Source organism: Roseibium sp. AS2 (assembly GCF_038900065.1).
Taxonomy (GTDB): domain Bacteria; phylum Pseudomonadota; class Alphaproteobacteria; order Rhizobiales; family Stappiaceae; genus Roseibium.
This window is the reverse complement of the sequence record NZ_JBBMQN010000017.1, coordinates 1-16,428: the sequence shown is the minus strand read 5'-3', so window position 1 is coordinate 16,428 and position 16,428 is coordinate 1. Positions and strand designations below refer to the sequence as shown.

The window sequence follows — 16,428 nt, the reverse complement described above, 5'->3', positions numbered from 1 at the left end:
AACGAAAACAAATCAAAAGACCGCACGGAGAAAGCCCCAGGGCTGTCTCACGTTCAAATGCCGAGGTGCAACAAAGCTCCTTTCCGGATCGCCTCCGGCCGGGACTCCCAGGTTGTCCTTATTCAGAGGGCAAAGGGCAGATGCGGCAAGCAGAAAAACCGACTTCAGGCGCTGAAATCAATTGCGAACAAGGGCATGCCGGCCCGCCCGGGAGCGATGTCGCGGTTCCCGGGCGGGCTTGGTTCGGGCTATCTTCCCATCCAGCCGCCGTCGACGGTCATGACGGTGCCGTGCATGTAGTCGGAGGCGCTTGAGGCGAGGAAAACCACCGGCCCTGCGAAGTCTTCCGCATCGCCCCATCGGCCGGCGGGGATCCTGTCCATGATCGACTTTGACCGCACCGGGTCTTTGCGCAATGCCTCGGTGTTGTCGGTCGCGATATAACCCGGAGCAATGGCGTTCACATTCACGCCCTTCGACGCCCATTCGTTGGCGAATGCCTTGGTCAATTGGCCGATGCCGCCCTTGGAGGCCGCGTATCCAGGGACGGTGATACCACCCTGGAATGTCAAGAGGGAGGCCGTGAAGATGATCTTGCCATGTCCGCGCCGGACCATTGTCTCGCCGATCTCGCGAGACAGAATGAACTGGGAGGCGAGATTGACCTCCATGACTTCGTCCCACAACGCGTCGGCGTGTTCGGTGAGGGGCGCGCGCCGGATCGTGCCGGCGTTGTTGACGAGGATGTCGATGATCTGGTGCTGCTTCTTGACATCGGCAATGAAGCTCTTCAAAGCCTCGCGATCGGCGAAATCGCACTGATAGCCGTGAAAATCCCGCCCCAGCGCCCGGACCTCCCTTTCGACTTCGCTGCCGCTGGTTTCCAGGCTGGCGCTGACGCCGATGATGTCTGCGCCTGCGTCCGCAAGGGCGACCGCCATCGCCTTTCCTATCCCGCGCCGCGCGCCGGACACCAGGGCGGTCTTGCCGGTCAGGCTGAATTTGTCCAGAACGCTCATTGCGGGTTTCCGTCTATCTTGATCATGGATTTGATGGCGCTCGGATTTCCCGTGAGCGCCTCGAACGCTGCCTGGATATCCTCGAGCGGCTGAATGTCGGTGATGAACGAGGCGCAGTCGACAACGCCCTCCGCCAGAAACTTCATGGCATCGTCGTAGTCTTCCGGCCTGTAGACCCGGGCGCCGAACAGCTCCAGTTCGCGCCAGAAAAACTGGAACATGTCGACAACGGGTTTGCTGGCGTGAATGGCGACCATCACGATCCGTCCGCGGGTCGCGGCGGCGGCGGTCATCAGGTCGACGCCCGGCTGACTGCCGGACACCTCGAAGACGACATCCGCTCCCTTGTCTCCCGTCATCTCGTTGATCCGTGCCACCGGATCGTCTTTCCCGGGGTTGATGGTCCTGAAGCCGAGCTTTTGAGCGTAGGCGAGCCGGTTTTCGCTGATCTCGCTTATGACGACCTTGCCGCCCGCCTGTCGGGCGACCAGAGCCACCAGCAGGCCGATCGGTCCGCCGCCGATGACCAGCACGTCTTCGCCAAGGGCAACCTGCGCGCGCTGCACGTCGTGACAGGCGACGGCGAGGGGTTCGATCAGGGCTGCATGTGCCAGATCGAGCCCTTCCGGCAGGACGTGGACCGTATGCGCGGGCACGTTCCAGAATTCCTGAAAGGCGCCCTCGGAATCGATGCCGATGAATTTCAGATTGTGGCAGATGTGCTGGTGGCCGGCTGTGCAGGCAGGGCATGTGCCGCAATGGTCCAGCGGCCGCACCACGATGGGCTGACCCGCCCTGTAGCCTGTCACACCGTCGCCGATGGCAGCGACCGTCCCGGACATTTCATGGCCGATGGTGCGCTCGAAGCCGACCCGCTTGTCCATGTGACCCAGATAGATGTGCAGATCGGTCCCGCAGATACCGCAGTAGGCGACCTTGATCTGCAGCTCTCCGGGACCCGGAGGTGCAACTGTTTTTTCTTCAAGCGTGAATGTCTTGTCGCCGCGGTAGACGGCTGCCTTGTTGATCATTTGGACCTCTGGTGCGTGAGGATCTGGTGGGGGGCGAGCAGGTTCCAGTCGAAGGAGACCCCGATGCCGGGTTCATCCGGCGCCTGGGCCAGATGCGCTTTCACCTGGAGGGGCCGCATCGTGTACTGATCGATGGGGAAGGAATGGACCTCGATCCAGCCTGGATTCGACTGGCCGGAAACGAGACTGACGTGAAGTTCCTGCATGCCGTGGCTGCAGACCGGAATGCCGTGCCGCCTGGACAGGTCGGCGACCTGCAGAAATCCGGTGATCCCGCCGCAATTGGAGGCATCCGGCTGGATGAAGCTCAGCTTCGCCTGTTCGAAGGCGTATTCGAATTCGTGGATCGTATGCAGGTTTTCGCCCATGGCCAGCGGCATACCCGTCGCGTCGGCGATCTGGGCGAAGCCCTGGTAGTTGTCCGGAATGATCGGTTCCTCGAACCACAGCAGGTCGAAGGGTTCGAAGGCGCGCGCGGCCGCGATTGCCTGGTCGGTTGTCATGGAATAGTTGGCGTCGACCATGAAGGCGACATCCGGACCGATCAGGTCGCGGACGGCCGATACGCGGCTGACGTCTTCGGCCAGGGTGGGCTGGCCGATCTTGATCTTGACGCCGTTGAAACCGCGATCGAGGTAGCCCTGGATGCTCTTGAGAAGCTTCGGCAGGGGAAAGTTCAGGTCAATGCCACCACAATAGGCCTTGCAGCGGCTGCCGGCGCCTCCGGCCAGCTGCCAGAGCGGCCGGCCCTTTCTTTTGCCCCTCAGGTCCCAAAGCGCAATGTCGAGCGCGGAGATCGCAAAGGAGGCGATCCCCCCTCTTGCGACGTAATGGACGTGCCACTGCATGGCCTCGTAGAGGTCTTCGACGCAGCTTGCGTCCTGGCCAATCAGAAACGGTGCCAGGTCATGCTGGATCATCGACGCGATCGCATGCCCGCCCTTGCCGCCGGTGTAGGTGTAGCCGGTTCCGGTGCTGCCGTCGTCGAGGGTCACCGTCGCGGTTATGAGTTCAAACAGCGTATGATTGCCGTGTTTTGCATCCACCAGCACTTCCGCGAGCGGCACATGGAACAGCTGGGTCTGGATGTTCGTTATCGTACTCATCAGGCGTGCCCCGTTCTTGTCTGCTGGTTCATGATGCGCGTCTGGAAAAGGATGACGGCGAAGAGGAATGCTCCGCGGATGACCATTTGCCAGTAGGCGCTGAAACTGATCCAGCCCTTGCCGTTTTCGAAATTGAGGATGTTGAACACCAGGCCGAGGAGCAGCGCTCCGGCGACCGTTGCCGGGATCGATCCGAGGCCTCCGGTCAACAGCGTGCCGCCGACGACGACGGACGCGATTGCCGAGAGCTCCCAGCCAACGCCCTCCAGGGGCTGACCGGCGCCGAAGCCGGACGCGAGAAACACACCGGCCAGGCCCGCGCAGCCGCCGGAGAGCGCATAGACGAAGATCTTGGCGCGGTTCACCTTGAGACCCATCATGACGGAGGCATCCTCGCCGCCACCGACCGCAAGGACCGTTCTTCCAAGGCTCGTCATTTCAAGAACGAACCACAGGCCGACGATCAGAATGGCGACGATCACGATCGACCAGGGCACGAGGTCGAACGCCTTTTCCATGCCGAGCCGGGTAAAGTTGGATCCCCAGTCGACCGCAATCGTCTGCGCGCCGGAAATCACCAGCGACCCGCCTTTCGCCCCAAGCATGGTTGCCAGCGTGGTGATGAAGGGAGGGATGCGCAGGTAGACGATGCAGACACCGTTGAAGAGGCCGAAGCCGATCCCGGACAGGATCGCGAGCGGCATGGCGATCTCGATCCCGTAGGGGCTGAGATAGGCGGCGACCACGGAGGTAAAGGCGGCCACCGAACCGACCGACAGATCGATGCCACCCGTCAGGATGACAAAACACATGCCGACCGAAATCGCGATGAACATCGCGTTGTAATTGAGGAAGGATGTGATGTTGTAGGCGCCGCCGAAATTGTCGTAGCGCAACAATCCGAACACGATCAGGACAATGAGCGCCACCCAGACAGCAACGGATTGCGGATTTCGGGAGATGTATTTTCGTAGGTCGAAAGCGGACTGATCAAGCACGTCTCATTCCTTTCGCGCTTGCTGGATGTAGACGGCGGCGAGAATGATGGCGGCCTTGGCGATCAGGGCGACCTCGTCCTCGACACCGTTTGCAAGCAGCGTGTATTTCACCAGCTGGATGATCACGGCACCGAGGATCGCCCCGAAGATCGGCGCCTTGCCGCCCTGGAGCAGGGCCCCGCCGACAACCGCTGCGGCGATGGCATCGAGTTCCATCAGGTTGCCGTTGCGGGCGGCATCCGAGGCGGAATTGATCGCAACGACGATGAGCCCGGCAAGGCCCGACAGGATCGAACAGATGACATAGGCGCCGATCTTGACCTTGCGCACCGGACCGCCGGACAGTTTCGCTGCGCGTTCGTTGCCGCCGATGGCGAGCAGGTACCGGCCGAAAATCGTGCGGTTGACGAGCCAGAACAGGAAAATCGCAATCGCAATCGCCAGCCAGCCCTGGAAGGGAAAACCGAGGATCTTGCCGGTGCCGAGATAGCTGAATTCCGGATTGGAAAAGGTTTGCAGGTTGCCGTTTGTCAGGACCTGGGCAATGCCCCGGCCCGAGATGAACAGGATCAGGGTCGCGATGATGGGCTGAACCTTCAAGACGGCGATGATCGTGCCGTTGAACAGGCCACAGGCAAGCGCCGCGACAAGGGGAAGGAACAGCGATGCGACGAGCCCGAGAACCGGGTAGGCGGTTCCCAGCTCGGACTGGAAGATCAGCGGGGCCAGCGCTCCCGACAACGCCATGACGGCTCCGACGGAAAGATCGATGCCGCCGGTGGCAATGACGAGTGTCATGCCCATCGCGACGATCGCGATCGTCGCGACCTGCGAGATGTTGACCGCCAGCGTCTGCGCCTGCAGGAAGTTGGGTGTCACCACGATGTTGAAGATCAGGATAACCGCCAGTGCGACGAGGCCGCCGTTGTTCTTCAGTCGTGTGGACAGGTCGGCGCGTCGGGGTTCATCGGAAATGAGACTTGTCATCTGCCGGCCTCCTCATGGTGAGCGAGCGCCTTGACGAGCGCATTTTCGGTGATCCCGGGGTTGGTCAGTTCCGAAACCGCATGGCCCTCGTGCATCACCACGATGCGGTTGGCGCCTTCCACCAGTTCCTCGAACTCGGAACTGATCAGGATGACGGCGTGGCCTTCGTCGACGAAGCTGCGAATGATCGACTGGATTTCCCGTTTCGCGCCGACGTCGACGCCGCGTGTGGGTTCGTCCAGGATAAGGATGTCGGGTCTGGTTGCCAGCCAGCGTGCCAGCAGGACCTTTTGCTGGTTGCCGCCGGAAAGCTCCCGGATCGGCTGATCCATATGTGCGGTCTTGATACCGAGTTTCGCGATGAACCCGGCAACCAGCTCCCTTTCGGCCTGCCGGTCGACCTGCCCGTTGCGTCTGAGGGCAGGAAGCAGTGCAAGCGTCAGGTTTTCCCGAACCGACATATGCGGGATTATGCCTTCCTCCTTGCGGTCCTCCGTCAGGAAGCCGATCCCGGCGCGGATGGCCGCCGATGGATCTGCGGGCCGGAACGCCGCGCCTTTCAGCGTCATCTGCCCTTGTGTGAGCTGATCGACGCCGAAGAGACTTCTGGCCGCCTCGGTTCGGCCGGAACCCAGCAGTCCGCCGAGGCCGACAATTTCACCCCTGTGCAAGGTCATCGAAAAATCGGACAGGCGAGGCCCGGTCGCTGTTCGTTCGACGTCGAGCACAACTTCCTCGAAACTGGCATCGCCCCCGGAAAGTTCCGTCAGGCCTTCTGTGGCGATCTCATCGGCGTTGCGCCCGAGCATCGCGGCAATCAGGTCGAGTTTCGTGGTGCCGGAAATGGATCTCGAACCGACGGTCTGGCCGTCCCGCATGACGGTGACCCGGTCACAGATCTGAAAGAGTTCGTCGAGGAAGTGCGAGACATAGAGCACCGAAACGCCGGAGGACTTCAATTCGCGCACGACGCCGAAAAGGATCTCGACCTCGGAGCTGTCGAGAGAGGACGTTGGCTCGTCCATGATCACGAGCTTTGCGTCCATGGAAACGGCCCTGGCGATCGCAACGAGCTGCTGAATTGCCGTCGAGAAACTGCCGAGCGGCGCGGTCACGTCAATGTCTATGCCGAAGCGCGCAAGGATTTCACGGGTTCTGCGGTGTGCCTCGGGCCAGTTGATCATCAGGCCGAGGGTGCGCGGTTCCTGCCCCATCACAACGTTCTCGCTGACGGAGCGAAGCGGCACCAGGTTGAGTTCCTGATAGATCGTCGCAATTCCGGCCTGTTGCGCTTCCCGGGGTGAGGTCAGGTGGCTCGGTTCGCCGGCGAGGGAGATTTCACCCCCGTCGCGCCGGTAGAGACCGGTCAGGATCTTGATCAATGTCGACTTGCCGGCCCCGTTCTGGCCGATCAGCGCATGAACTTCTCCTGGAGAAATTTCCAGAGACGCCCCCCTGAGGGCCGGGATCCCTGCAAAATGCTTGGCAATACCTGACATGGCAAGCAGCGGGGCCATATCGTCTCCTGGTGTCTGGATGAATGAAAAAGCCGGGAGGGAAGGATCCCTCCCGGAAGACGGGTTCAGTAGGCTTCGTCGATGTGGTCCGCAGCATTCTCGGGAGTGAAGATGCGGTCCTCTACCTGAACCCAGGGTTCGATGGTTTCGCCGGCGGCGTAGCGTTTCATGGTGGCGCAGGCGAGCGGTCCGAAGAACGGAGAGCTTTCCACCGTCACGCCCATCTTGCCGTCGATAATCGCCTGCAGTGCGTCGCGGGTGCCGTCAATCGACACGACCAGAACGTCCTCACCGGGCTTGCGCCCTGCCAGTTCCAGGGCCTGGATCGCACCGATGGCCATTTCGTCGTTGTGCGCGTAGACGATGTTCACGTCCGGGTGCGCCTGCAGCAGGGTTTCCATGACCTGGCGGCCGAGGTCCCGGGCGAAATCGCCGGTCTGTGAGGCAACGATCTCGAACCGCTCGTCCTGCAGGATCCGGTCGTCGAACCCTTTCTTGCGGTCGTTTGCCGGCGACGAGCCGGTGGTGCCCTCCAGTTCGACGATGACGCCTTTGTCGCCCTTGAAGTTCTCGATGGTCCATTCGGCGACGCGTTTGCCCTGGTCGATGAAGTCGGAGCCGAGGAAGGAGACATAGTCTTCGCCGGCCTTGGCTGCATTCGGGTCGACGGAGCGGTCGACCAGGAAGGTCGGAATGCCGGCGGCCTTGGCCTTCTTGACGGCGGGGATCAGGGGTTTTTCCTCACGAGGCGGCAAAAACAGGACATCGATGCCCTGGGCGATCATGCTGTCGACATCCGCAACCTGCTTGGCTGCCGATCCGGCGGCATCGGTCGCGATCAGATCCCAGCCGCAGCTTTCCGCCGTGTCGTGAAAGGATTTGGTTTCAGCTATGCGCCAGGGGTTGTTGGATTCCATCTGGGAGAAGCCGACCTTGTAGCGCTCCTTCTCCTCCAGAGGGGGCAGGCCGGCCGCAGCGGCCATTGACGTCATTGCGCCGAATGCGATGGCGGTTGCCAGCAAGAGAGTCCGTTTCATGTTTTCCTCCACTTTGGTGCGGCCAAACTCCTCCGGCCGCCGATCTTGAGGTGTCACCCCCAATTCAGGTACGCGGTCTGTTTGCGCAGATAGTTGTCGAAGCCGTAGCGGCCGTCTTCGCCGCCAAGTCCGGACATCCCCCAACCCGTATGGAACCCTTGAACCGCTTCTCCGTTGGAGCGATTGAGGTAGAGTTCGCCGAATTTCAGGAGATAGGGCGCCTGCGCCAGACGCTTGTAATTGTTCGTGAAAAGATAGGCCGACAGGCCGAATTCCGTGTCATTGGCCAGGGCGATGGCTTCCTCGAAACCATCAACGCGCATCGCGACGGCAACCGGTCCGAAGACTTCCTCTCTTGCCGCCGGATTGCTGTTGTCCTTCACCTCCAGGACCGTCGGGGCATACCAGTGGCCCTTGCTGTAATTGCCGTCCTCGAGAACACCGCCCTCCAGCAGAACCTCCGCGCCGCTTTCGACGCTCTGGCCGACCATCTGCGCAACCTTGTCCCGCTCGACCCGGCTGACCTTCGGGCCGAGGTCCGCGTTCTTCAGCGGGTCGCCAACCGTGAGCACCCTTGAAGCCTCGACAAACCGGGCGAGGAATTGATCGGCGATTGAGCGGTGCAGATACATGCGCTCGTTGCAGGTGCAGATCTGCCCGCAATTTGTGTAGCGGGCGGCAACGGCTGCCGTTACCGCCGCGTCGATATCGGCGTCTTCCATGACGATGAAGGGCGCCTTGCCGCCCAGCTCAAGGCGCACCACCTTGATGTGTTCGGCGCCGGTCCTGTAGATCGCGCGGCCGGCGCGCGTGCTTCCCGTCATGGTGATGAGACCGGACACGGGGCTTCGCACGAGGGCGTCTCCGACCACGGGGCCACGTCCTGTCACCACGTTGAAGACGCCACCGGGGAGGCCGGCCTGCTGGCTCAGCGCGGCCAGCGCAAGTCCCGAGAGGGGGGTCGCTTCATGCGAAAGCAGGATGAAGGTGTTTCCGGCAACGAGCGCGGGGCCTAGTTTTCTGGCTGCCAGGGCCGACGGGTAGTTCCAGGCGGTGAGCCCGACGACGACACCATAGGGATGCCGCCTGATATGGATTTCTTCCGACGGGCTGTCCGACGTGACGATATCACCCTCGATGCGCCTGGCGTTTTCCGCGGCGTACCTGAGGAAAGTGACGCTTGCCGAGATCTCCTCGAACGCGTGGTTGAGTGGCTTGCCCTGCTCCAGCGTGACGAGACGGGCAAGATGGGCGGCATTTGACTCGATCGCGTCGGCCAGCGAAGCGACTGCGCGCCCGCGCTCGACCGCCGGCAGCGCCGCCCATGCGGGAAAAGCCTCCTGCGCCGCCCGGAGTGCGGTCTCGGCATCTTCTTTTGTGCCGCCGACCACGCTGGCGATGATTTTTTCCGTCGCGGGATTCTCGACGTCGATCGTTGAACGGTTTTCTGCACCGGTCCATTGTCCGCCGATAAACATGCCTGAGGACTTTCCGGGATCGGAAGGGAGCGAAATGTCAAACACCAGAGACGCCTTTTGGTCATACCAAATTAGGCTCAATAAGAATCAAAACAGGATTGGAGTCAAACCGAAACTTTGAGCGGATCTGAAAATCATCCAGAAGTCGCGGAATTCGGGCTGATTTTTGTGGGCTGGTTGGTGTTTGTCGAAATTACGATTTCACCACAGGAAATTTTATGTCATACCAAAAACTAGAAAGCAGAGGCAGAGAATGGACAGCAGGCGTTCCTCAGAACCGGGTGTCGAAGGCGGGCGGGCTGCCGATCATGTCGTAGCCGCGATCGAGGCCCAGATCGTGTCGGGTGAACTGGAGAACCGATCGCCGCTGCCGGCGGAGCGGGACCTGATGACCCGGTTCGGTGCCAGCCGAACGGTCATTCGCGAAGCGATCTCGAAGCTGTCCAGTCTCGGTCTCGTGGAAACGCGGCCCCGCTTCAGGCCGGTCGTGCGCAAACCGGACTACGCGACGGTGCTGCACGCCTGCGGCAACGTGGTCCAGCATCTCCTGACGGACAGGACCGGCATCAAGAACCTTTACGACAGCCGCGTTTTCATCGAACGCGCGCTGGTGAGAGAAGCGGCGATTTCCGCCCGCAAGGAGGATATCGTCGACCTCAAGAAGGCGCTGGAAGACAACAGGAACGCCATCCCGGATTCGGCCGCGTTTTACCGCACGGACGTGGCGTTCCACGGTGTGCTGTACAGAATTCCGAAAAATCCGATCTTCCCTGCGATCCATGAGGGCTACACCTCCTGGCTGGCGCCGCAGTGGGACCGGATGCTGCGGTCGCCGGAACGAAACGAAATGAACTACCTTGCGCACAAGTCGATCCTGGAAGCGATCCTGGAACGCGATCCGGCGGCTGCGGAGGAAGCACTTACCAATCACCTCAAGGCCGCCTGGGAATTCGTCCGCGTGACATTCGACTGGTCGGAAGGATGACGGCCGAATACGACCACATCGTCATCGGGGGCGGCTCGGCAGGGGCCGTCGCCGCCGCACGACTCGTGATACAGGGCAATGCCAGGGTGCTGCTTCTGGAGGCGGGACATTCGCACCGCCATCCGCTGCTCGACATGCCGCCCGGCATCTTCAAGATGATCAACGGGTCGAAATACATGCGCTACCACACCACTGTGCCGCAGGCGCATCTGGGCGACAGGGTCCACGATATTCCGCAGGCCAACGTGCTGGGTGGCGGGTCTTCCGTCAATGCGCAGGTCTACATGCGCGGCCGTCCGGCAGACTACGATGCCTGGCAGGCGCAGTTGCGCCGGACCAACGACAATCCGGGCTGGGGCTGGCAGGACGTGCTTCCGTTCTTTCGGGAGATGGAAGCGAACAATCGGCTGGCAGGAGCGCTCCACGGGACCGAGGGAGAGGTGAAGGTATCCGATCCCGGTCATGTCGACGACCTGTCACGCTGGTTCGTGCAGGCAGTGCAAGCGCTCGGAGAACCTTACAACACGGACTTCAACGGACCGACCCAGCGCGGTGTCGGCTTCTACCAGTTCACCAACAGGAACGGCCGGCGGAGTTCGACCGCCTATGCGTTTCTCGAGCCCTTGCGGCAGGATCGAAGACTTGTTGTCCAACTGAACGCGCATGTCGAGCGGATTGTCATGGAACACGGCCGTGCCGTCGGTGTGCGTTACAGGGATCGGAAGGGCGTTCACACCGCCCGTGCGGCAGGGGAAATCGTTCTGGCCGCGGGCGCGCTGGTCACACCAAAGATCCTGATGCTTTCGGGTATCGGAGACGCGGACCATCTGCGTGATCACGGGATCGATGCCGTCGTCGACCTGAAGGGCGTCGGCCAGAACCTGATCGATCATCCGGAAGTGCCCATCACCGCCTATGCCAACGGCCGGTACGGCTACTTCCGGCAGGGTGAGGGCTGGCGAATGCTCAGGAACGGAGCGCAATTCAAACTGTTCGGCAGCGGTCCCGTTACGTCCGCGGGCGTGGAAGCCGGCGCCTTTGTCAACCCGGCGGATCGGGACGGGGAGCCGACCATCCAGGCTTTCTGCGTCCCGATTGTCTATCTGGACCGGGATGCGCGCGCGGAACTCAAGGACGGCTACGGTGTCACCATCACCACTGTCGTGGTCAAGCCACGCTCGCGGGGAGAAGTGCGGCTTGCATCCGCAGATCCGCAGCAGATGCCGCTTGTCAGTCCCAACCTGCTGAAGGACGAGGCCGACATGCAGGAGATGATTGCCGGCCAGCGGTTCTTTCTCGAGGTGTTTCGGTCACAGCCCTTGTCGTCGAGGCTCAAGGGCGTGGCCATTCCCGATCCCCGGGATACGTCCGATTCAGCATTGCGCCGCCATTGCAAGCGGTTCGTCAAAACCAATTACCACCCGGCCGGAACGGCCCGGATGGGAGCGGACGGAGACCCCATGGCCGTGCTGGATGCCAGGATGCGGGTCAGGGGGGTGGATGGCCTGCGCGTCTGTGACATGTCCGCGGTTCCGGACATCAATGCCGGAAACACCAATGCGCCGGCAATGATGCTCGGGTCGCGCTGCGCGGAGTTCGTTCAGGGCTCATGATCGGTGGCCTGGCAAGAGGGGCGCCGGCTGTCATTGCATCAGCCGGTCCCGTTCCATCCTGCCGGTCCCGGACCGCCCGGGGGCCGGCGTTGAGCAAGATCGGCACATGATCGGGCGTCATCGGGAAATCGGCAGTGATCTCTTTCAGCCCGGGGGCGCTTTCGGCGACGATTGGGGCTCTTGATCCCGGTTGGGAGGGAGCATGCGTGTTTTGCGCCAGCCGTTCGAGATCCGGTAGATCACGACGAAGAACAGGGGCACGAACAGGACGCCCAGGATGGTCGCGGAGAGAACGCCGCCCATGACGCCGGACCCCATGGCCGTGCGTCCGCCCGCACCGGCTCCGGAGGACAGCACCAGGGGAAGTACACCCAGCGTGAAGGCCATGGATGTCATCAGGATCGGCCGGAACCGCTGCTGGGCGGCGTCGACCACGCCGGCAAAGAGCGTGTCCCCCGCTTCCATCCGCTCGCGGGCAAATTCGACGATCAGGATGGCGTTCTTCCCGGTCAGGCCGATGACCGTCAACAGCGCCACCTGAAAATAGACGCCGTTTTCAAAGCCGCCGACCCAGGCCCCTGCCAGCGCACCGGCGATCCCGATGGGCATTGCCAGCATGACCGCGAAGGGGATCGACCAGCTTTCGTAAAGCGCGGCAAGACAAAGGAAGACCGCGGCAAGCGACAGGGCGTAGAGAAGTCCGGCCTGATCGCCGGATTCGCGTTCCTCCAGCGAAAGCCCGGTCCACGCAATCTGGTAGCCCGGGGGCAATTGCGCCGCCAGGGCTTCCATCTCGATCATGGCCTCGCCGGATGACACGCCGGCCGCCGGACTGCCCTGAAGCTGGACGGCGGCGACGCCGTTGTAGCGGTAAAGCCCTTGAGGTCCGAACCGCCAGTTGGCGTTGGAGAAGTTCGACAGAGGCACCAGACCGCCCGTGTCATTGCGAACCCGCCATTGTTCGATATCTTCCGGCACCATGCGGTAGGGCGCATCGCCCTGGACGTAGACCCGCTTGATGCGGCCGCGGTCCAGGAAGTCGTTCACGTAGCGTCCGGCCCAGGCAATGGACAGCATGTCTCCGACATCGGTTGCCGACAGACCCATGGCGCCGGCAACGCGCCAGTCCAGATCGATGTTGAACTGGGTGGCGTCCTCAAGACCGTTCGGCCGGATCTGACCGATCAGACTGCTCTTGCCCGCCAGCCCCATGAGCTGGTTGCGCGCCGCCAGCAGCTGCTCGTGTGTCTGGCCATCGCGTGCCTGCAGGTAGAAATCGAACCCGCTGACATTGCCGAGTTCGATCACCGCAGGCGGGACGATCGGGAACACCAGGGCTTCCTTGATCCGGGAGAAGACGCCGAAGGCCCGGCCCGCGATCGCCTGAACACTGCGGTCCGGCGTCGTGCGCTCGTCCCAGTCCTTCAGGCTGACGAAAGCCAGGCCCATGTTCTGACCCTGGCCGGCGAAGCTGAAGCCGCGCACCGTGAACAGGGAAGCGACATTCTCGGCCTCGGTCTCCATGTAGTGCTGTTCGATCTGTTTCAGGACCGCTTCGGTCGCCTCCGCGGTCGTTCCCGTCGGACCCTGCACGAGGGTGAAGAGAATGCCCTGGTCCTCATCCGGCAGGAAGCCGGTCGGCGTGCGCTCGAACAGGACGACCATTCCGGCCCCGATCAGCAGATAGACGATGCCGATCCGCAAGGGACGGCGGATGATGAAGCCGACGGACGAGGCATAGCCCCGGGTCAACCGGTTGAAGTTGCGGTTGAACAGTCCGAACACGCCGCGCTCGCGCGCACCTTTTTCGGGCTTGCGCAGAAGGGTCGCGCACAGGGCCGGTGTCAGCGTCAGCGCCACCACGACCGACAGCATCATCGCGGAAACGATGGTGATCGAGAACTGCTGGTAGATCACCCCGGTGGAGCCGGGAAAGAAGGCCATCGGAATGAACACTGCCGACAGGACCAGCGCGATGCCGATCAGGGCCCCGGTGATCTGGCCCATGGATTTCCGGGTCGCTTCATAGGGAGACAGGTCCTCCTCCTCCATGATGCGTTCCACGTTCTCCACCACGACGATGGCGTCATCCACCAGAAGGCCGATCGCCAGCACCATCGCAAGCATCGTCAGCGTGTTGATGGTAAAGCCGAACAGGGCAATGATGCCGAAGGTGCCCAGCAGAACGACCGGGACCGCAAGGGTCGGGATCAGGGTCGCCCTGAAATTCTGCAGGAACAGGAACATGACGAGGAAGACGAGCACGATCGCCTCTATCAGCGTGGTGACCACTTCCTCGATGGAAATCTGAACGAACGGCGTGGTGTCGTAGGGAACGACGTATTCGACCCCTTCCGGGAAGAAGGCCGAAACATCCTCGAGCTTCGCCTTGACACGTTCGGCGGTGTCCAGCGCATTGGCGCCGGTCGCCAGCTGGATCGCCATGCCGGCCGTCGGTTTGCCGTTGTAGCGCGCGGCGGTCGTGTAGCTTTCCGCCCCGATCTCGACCCTCGCGACATCCCGCAGCAACACGAGGCCCCCGTCGGTCTCCGCACGCACGACGATCTGCTCGAAATCCTCAGGTGTTGAAAGCAGCGATTGCGCGGTGATGGTTGCATTGAGGGCCTGTCCGTCCAGGGCGGGCAGCGAGCCGAAGGATCCGGCCGAAACCTGGGCGTTTTCTTCCGAGACCGCCTGAACGATGTCCGAGGGCGTCAGCTCGAAGGCCGCCAGCTGGTCCGGGTTCAGCCAGATGCGCATCGCGTATTGCGCCCCGAAAACCTGGACGTTGCCGACACCCTGTATGCGGCTGAACTGGTCCACCATGTTGGAGACGAGATAGTCGGACAGATCGACTGCATCGAGCGCTCCGTCGGCGGACACGAGCGCTGCCACCATGAGAAAGCCCGCCGAGGATTTCTGAACCGTGACACCCTGCCTCTGCACCGTTTCGGGCAGCAGCGGCGTTGCCTGGCTGAGTTTGTTCTGCACCTGCACTTGCGCGATGTCCGGGTCGGTTCCCGTATCGAAGGTGAGCGTGACGGACGAGGACCCGGTCGAGGTGGAAGACGAGGAGATATACCGGAGCCCGTCGAGGCCGGTCATCTGTTCCTCTATCACCTGGGTGACGGTGTTGTTGACGGTCTCCGCGGAGGCACCGGAATAGGTGGCGTTGACATCAACGGTGGGGGGCGCGATCTGCGGATACTGCGCCACGGGCAGTATCATGATCGCGAGAACGCCGACCCCCATCAAAAGGATCGAGATTACCCAGGCAAAAACCGGGCGGTCGATGAAGAAGCGGGCCATCGCGAACTTTCAGATTGTCTTGAGTTGGGCCGGGCGGTTCAGTTCTGCGCCACGGTGTTTTCACGCAATTGCTCTTCCGGAGCGACGGTGGCGCCGGGTGCGATCTTCTGCAGTCCCGTCACGATCAGCCGGTCTCCGGCCGCCAGGCCGGCGGAAACGATCCAGTTGGTGCCGCGGGTTCCGAGCACCTCGAGCGTGCGCAGCTCGACGGTGTTTTCGTCTCCGACCACCAGAGCCGTCGGCTGGCCCCTGCGGTCGCGGCTGACCCCCTGTTGCGGCGCCAGGACCACGTTTTTCGCCATTTCCACCGGCAGATGGGCCTTTACGTAAAGTCCGGGCAGAAGGAGCTGTTCGGGATTGGGGAACTCCATGCGCAACACCGAGACACCCGTCTTCGGATCCACCTGCGGTTCGGCCGCACGCATGGTGCCTGTCTGGTCATAGGTCAGCCCGTCGGCCAGCGTCAGCGTGACTTCGGGATCGAGGCCACTGTCCCCAGCTGTTCCCTGGGCCAGCCTGGAGCGATTGTACCGCAGGACATCGGCCGTCGAGGCGGCCACGTCCACATAGACCTTGTCAATCTGGCGGATAACCGCCAGCGGCTCGGCCTGTTGCGCGGTGGCCAATGCGCCCTGCGTTGTGAGGGCCCGGCCGGCAATGCCCGAAAGCGGAGCCCGGATGGTGGTGTGTTCAAGGTCGATTTGCGCGGATTTGAGCTGTGCCTGGGCAACCAGAAGTCCGGCCTGTGCCGCATCCCGTTCCGCCGTGGCGTCGTCCACGGCCTGCTCGCTGACGACTTCGCGCTGCAGCAGCTCGTTGGCGCGGTTCAGATCCTTTTCCGCGGCCGTCAGCGCGGCCCTTGCCTGTGCGACACTGGCGCGGGCCTGCTGAACCACGGCCGCATAGACGGCCTTGTCGATCCGGTACATCGGATCGCCTTTCCTGACGGCGGCGCCTTCCTCGAACAGCCTCTCGACGATAATGCCGGAGACCTGGGGGCGCACTTCCGCGACACCGTAGGCAACGACGCGTCCCGGCATGTCCGCGCGAAGCGTGACGTCTTCCGCCTTCAGCGTCACCACGCCGACCGCTGGGAGAGGAGCATTTCCCTGCGCGAATGCGGTGGAAGATGAAATCGTGCCGAAGGCCAGCAGGCACGTCAGCAGGAGGCTTTTGGGTTCGAACATAAGTCTGGTCTCCGGCGGATCCGCAACGTCATGAGGACAACAGCATGTCGGAAACAGCGGAATGCGCCGGATGAAACTGCAGGGCCGCTGGAGTTCCAGACGATCATGCGGCCAAAGCCTGCGGCCGCGCCTCGACACGCAAGCATGCTTGCGTGTCGAGG

Annotated in this window: 12 protein-coding genes; 2 read left to right on the top strand and 10 right to left on the bottom strand. The window is 62.4% G+C overall.

The window, feature by feature from the left end:
- Positions 1–248: 248 nt before the first annotated feature.
- The 8 genes from WNZ15_RS26170 to WNZ15_RS26135 all read right to left on the bottom strand — a co-directional run bounded on the left by WNZ15_RS26170 (position 249) and on the right by WNZ15_RS26135 (position 9,173).
- Positions 249–1,019, bottom strand: a complete 771-nt coding sequence (locus WNZ15_RS26170) for an SDR family oxidoreductase (RefSeq protein ID WP_342895994.1) — start codon at positions 1,017–1,019, stop codon at positions 249–251.
- Positions 1,016–2,050, bottom strand: coding sequence for an alcohol dehydrogenase catalytic domain-containing protein (locus WNZ15_RS26165; RefSeq protein WP_342895993.1), 1,035 nt, complete (start codon positions 2,048–2,050; stop codon positions 1,016–1,018). The genes WNZ15_RS26170 and WNZ15_RS26165 overlap by 4 nt, the downstream gene beginning before the upstream one ends.
- A complete protein-coding gene (locus WNZ15_RS26160) occupies positions 2,047–3,156 on the bottom strand; it encodes a mandelate racemase/muconate lactonizing enzyme family protein (RefSeq protein ID WP_342895992.1) in 1,110 nt (369 codons plus the stop codon). Before WNZ15_RS26160 ends, WNZ15_RS26165 begins: the two co-directional genes overlap by 4 nt.
- Positions 3,156–4,154, bottom strand: a complete 999-nt coding sequence (locus WNZ15_RS26155; RefSeq protein ID WP_342895991.1) for an ABC transporter permease — start codon at positions 4,152–4,154, stop codon at positions 3,156–3,158. The genes WNZ15_RS26160 and WNZ15_RS26155 overlap by 1 nt, the downstream gene beginning before the upstream one ends.
- 3 nt (positions 4,155–4,157) lie before the next feature.
- Positions 4,158–5,141, bottom strand: a complete 984-nt coding sequence (locus tag WNZ15_RS26150) for an ABC transporter permease (protein WP_342895990.1) — start codon at positions 5,139–5,141, stop codon at positions 4,158–4,160.
- Entirely contained in the window at positions 5,138–6,658 is a 1,521-nt protein-coding gene (locus WNZ15_RS26145) for a sugar ABC transporter ATP-binding protein (protein ID WP_342895989.1), read from the bottom strand. Before WNZ15_RS26145 ends, WNZ15_RS26150 begins: the two co-directional genes overlap by 4 nt.
- A gap of 65 nt (positions 6,659–6,723) precedes the next feature.
- Entirely contained in the window at positions 6,724–7,695 is a 972-nt protein-coding gene (locus tag WNZ15_RS26140; protein ID WP_342895988.1) for an ABC transporter substrate-binding protein, read from the bottom strand.
- Between the two features lie 53 nt (positions 7,696–7,748).
- Positions 7,749–9,173, bottom strand: a complete 1,425-nt coding sequence (locus WNZ15_RS26135) for an aldehyde dehydrogenase family protein (RefSeq protein ID WP_342895987.1) — start codon at positions 9,171–9,173, stop codon at positions 7,749–7,751.
- 253 nt (positions 9,174–9,426) lie between these two features.
- On the opposite strand from WNZ15_RS26135, the gene WNZ15_RS26130 reads away from it, so the two are divergent.
- Together WNZ15_RS26130 and WNZ15_RS26125 are read left to right on the top strand one after the other, a co-directional pair.
- Positions 9,427–10,158: an FCD domain-containing protein gene (locus WNZ15_RS26130; RefSeq protein ID WP_342895986.1), complete on the top strand. Its 732-nt coding sequence runs from the start codon at positions 9,427–9,429 to the stop codon at positions 10,156–10,158.
- Positions 10,155–11,771: a GMC family oxidoreductase N-terminal domain-containing protein gene (locus WNZ15_RS26125; protein ID WP_342895985.1), complete on the top strand. Its 1,617-nt coding sequence runs from the start codon at positions 10,155–10,157 to the stop codon at positions 11,769–11,771. The genes WNZ15_RS26130 and WNZ15_RS26125 overlap by 4 nt, the downstream gene beginning before the upstream one ends.
- A gap of 144 nt (positions 11,772–11,915) precedes the next feature.
- On the opposite strand, the gene WNZ15_RS26120 is transcribed toward WNZ15_RS26125, so the two are convergent.
- Complete coding sequence (locus tag WNZ15_RS26120; RefSeq protein WP_342895984.1) at positions 11,916–15,080, bottom strand: efflux RND transporter permease subunit; 3,165 nt, start codon at positions 15,078–15,080, stop codon at positions 11,916–11,918.
- A 38-nt stretch (positions 15,081–15,118) separates the two neighbouring features.
- Positions 15,119–16,267, bottom strand: coding sequence for an efflux RND transporter periplasmic adaptor subunit (locus WNZ15_RS26115; RefSeq protein ID WP_342895983.1), 1,149 nt, complete (start codon positions 16,265–16,267; stop codon positions 15,119–15,121).
- Between the last annotated feature and the right edge of the window lie 161 nt (positions 16,268–16,428).

Excerpts from the sequence above, each read along its gene's own strand:
- WNZ15_RS26170 (WP_342895994.1), bottom strand. The coding sequence starts at position 1,019 with ATGAGCGTTCTGGACAAATTCAGCCTGACCGGCAAGACCGCCCTGGTG.
- WNZ15_RS26165 (WP_342895993.1), bottom strand. The coding sequence starts at position 2,050 with ATGATCAACAAGGCAGCCGTCTACCGCGGCGACAAGACATTCACGCTT.
- WNZ15_RS26160 (WP_342895992.1), bottom strand. The coding sequence starts at position 3,156 with ATGAGTACGATAACGAACATCCAGACCCAGCTGTTCCATGTGCCGCTC.
- WNZ15_RS26150 (WP_342895990.1), bottom strand. The coding sequence starts at position 5,141 with ATGACAAGTCTCATTTCCGATGAACCCCGACGCGCCGACCTGTCCACA.
- WNZ15_RS26145 (WP_342895989.1), bottom strand. The coding sequence starts at position 6,658 with ATGGCCCCGCTGCTTGCCATGTCAGGTATTGCCAAGCATTTTGCAGGG.
- WNZ15_RS26140 (WP_342895988.1), bottom strand. The coding sequence starts at position 7,695 with ATGAAACGGACTCTCTTGCTGGCAACCGCCATCGCATTCGGCGCAATG.
- WNZ15_RS26135 (WP_342895987.1), bottom strand. The coding sequence starts at position 9,173 with ATGTTTATCGGCGGACAATGGACCGGTGCAGAAAACCGTTCAACGATC.
- WNZ15_RS26130 (WP_342895986.1), top strand. The coding sequence starts at position 9,427 with ATGGACAGCAGGCGTTCCTCAGAACCGGGTGTCGAAGGCGGGCGGGCT.
- WNZ15_RS26125 (WP_342895985.1), top strand. The coding sequence starts at position 10,155 with ATGACGGCCGAATACGACCACATCGTCATCGGGGGCGGCTCGGCAGGG.
- WNZ15_RS26120 (WP_342895984.1), bottom strand. The coding sequence starts at position 15,080 with ATGGCCCGCTTCTTCATCGACCGCCCGGTTTTTGCCTGGGTAATCTCG.
- WNZ15_RS26115 (WP_342895983.1), bottom strand. The coding sequence starts at position 16,267 with ATGTTCGAACCCAAAAGCCTCCTGCTGACGTGCCTGCTGGCCTTCGGC.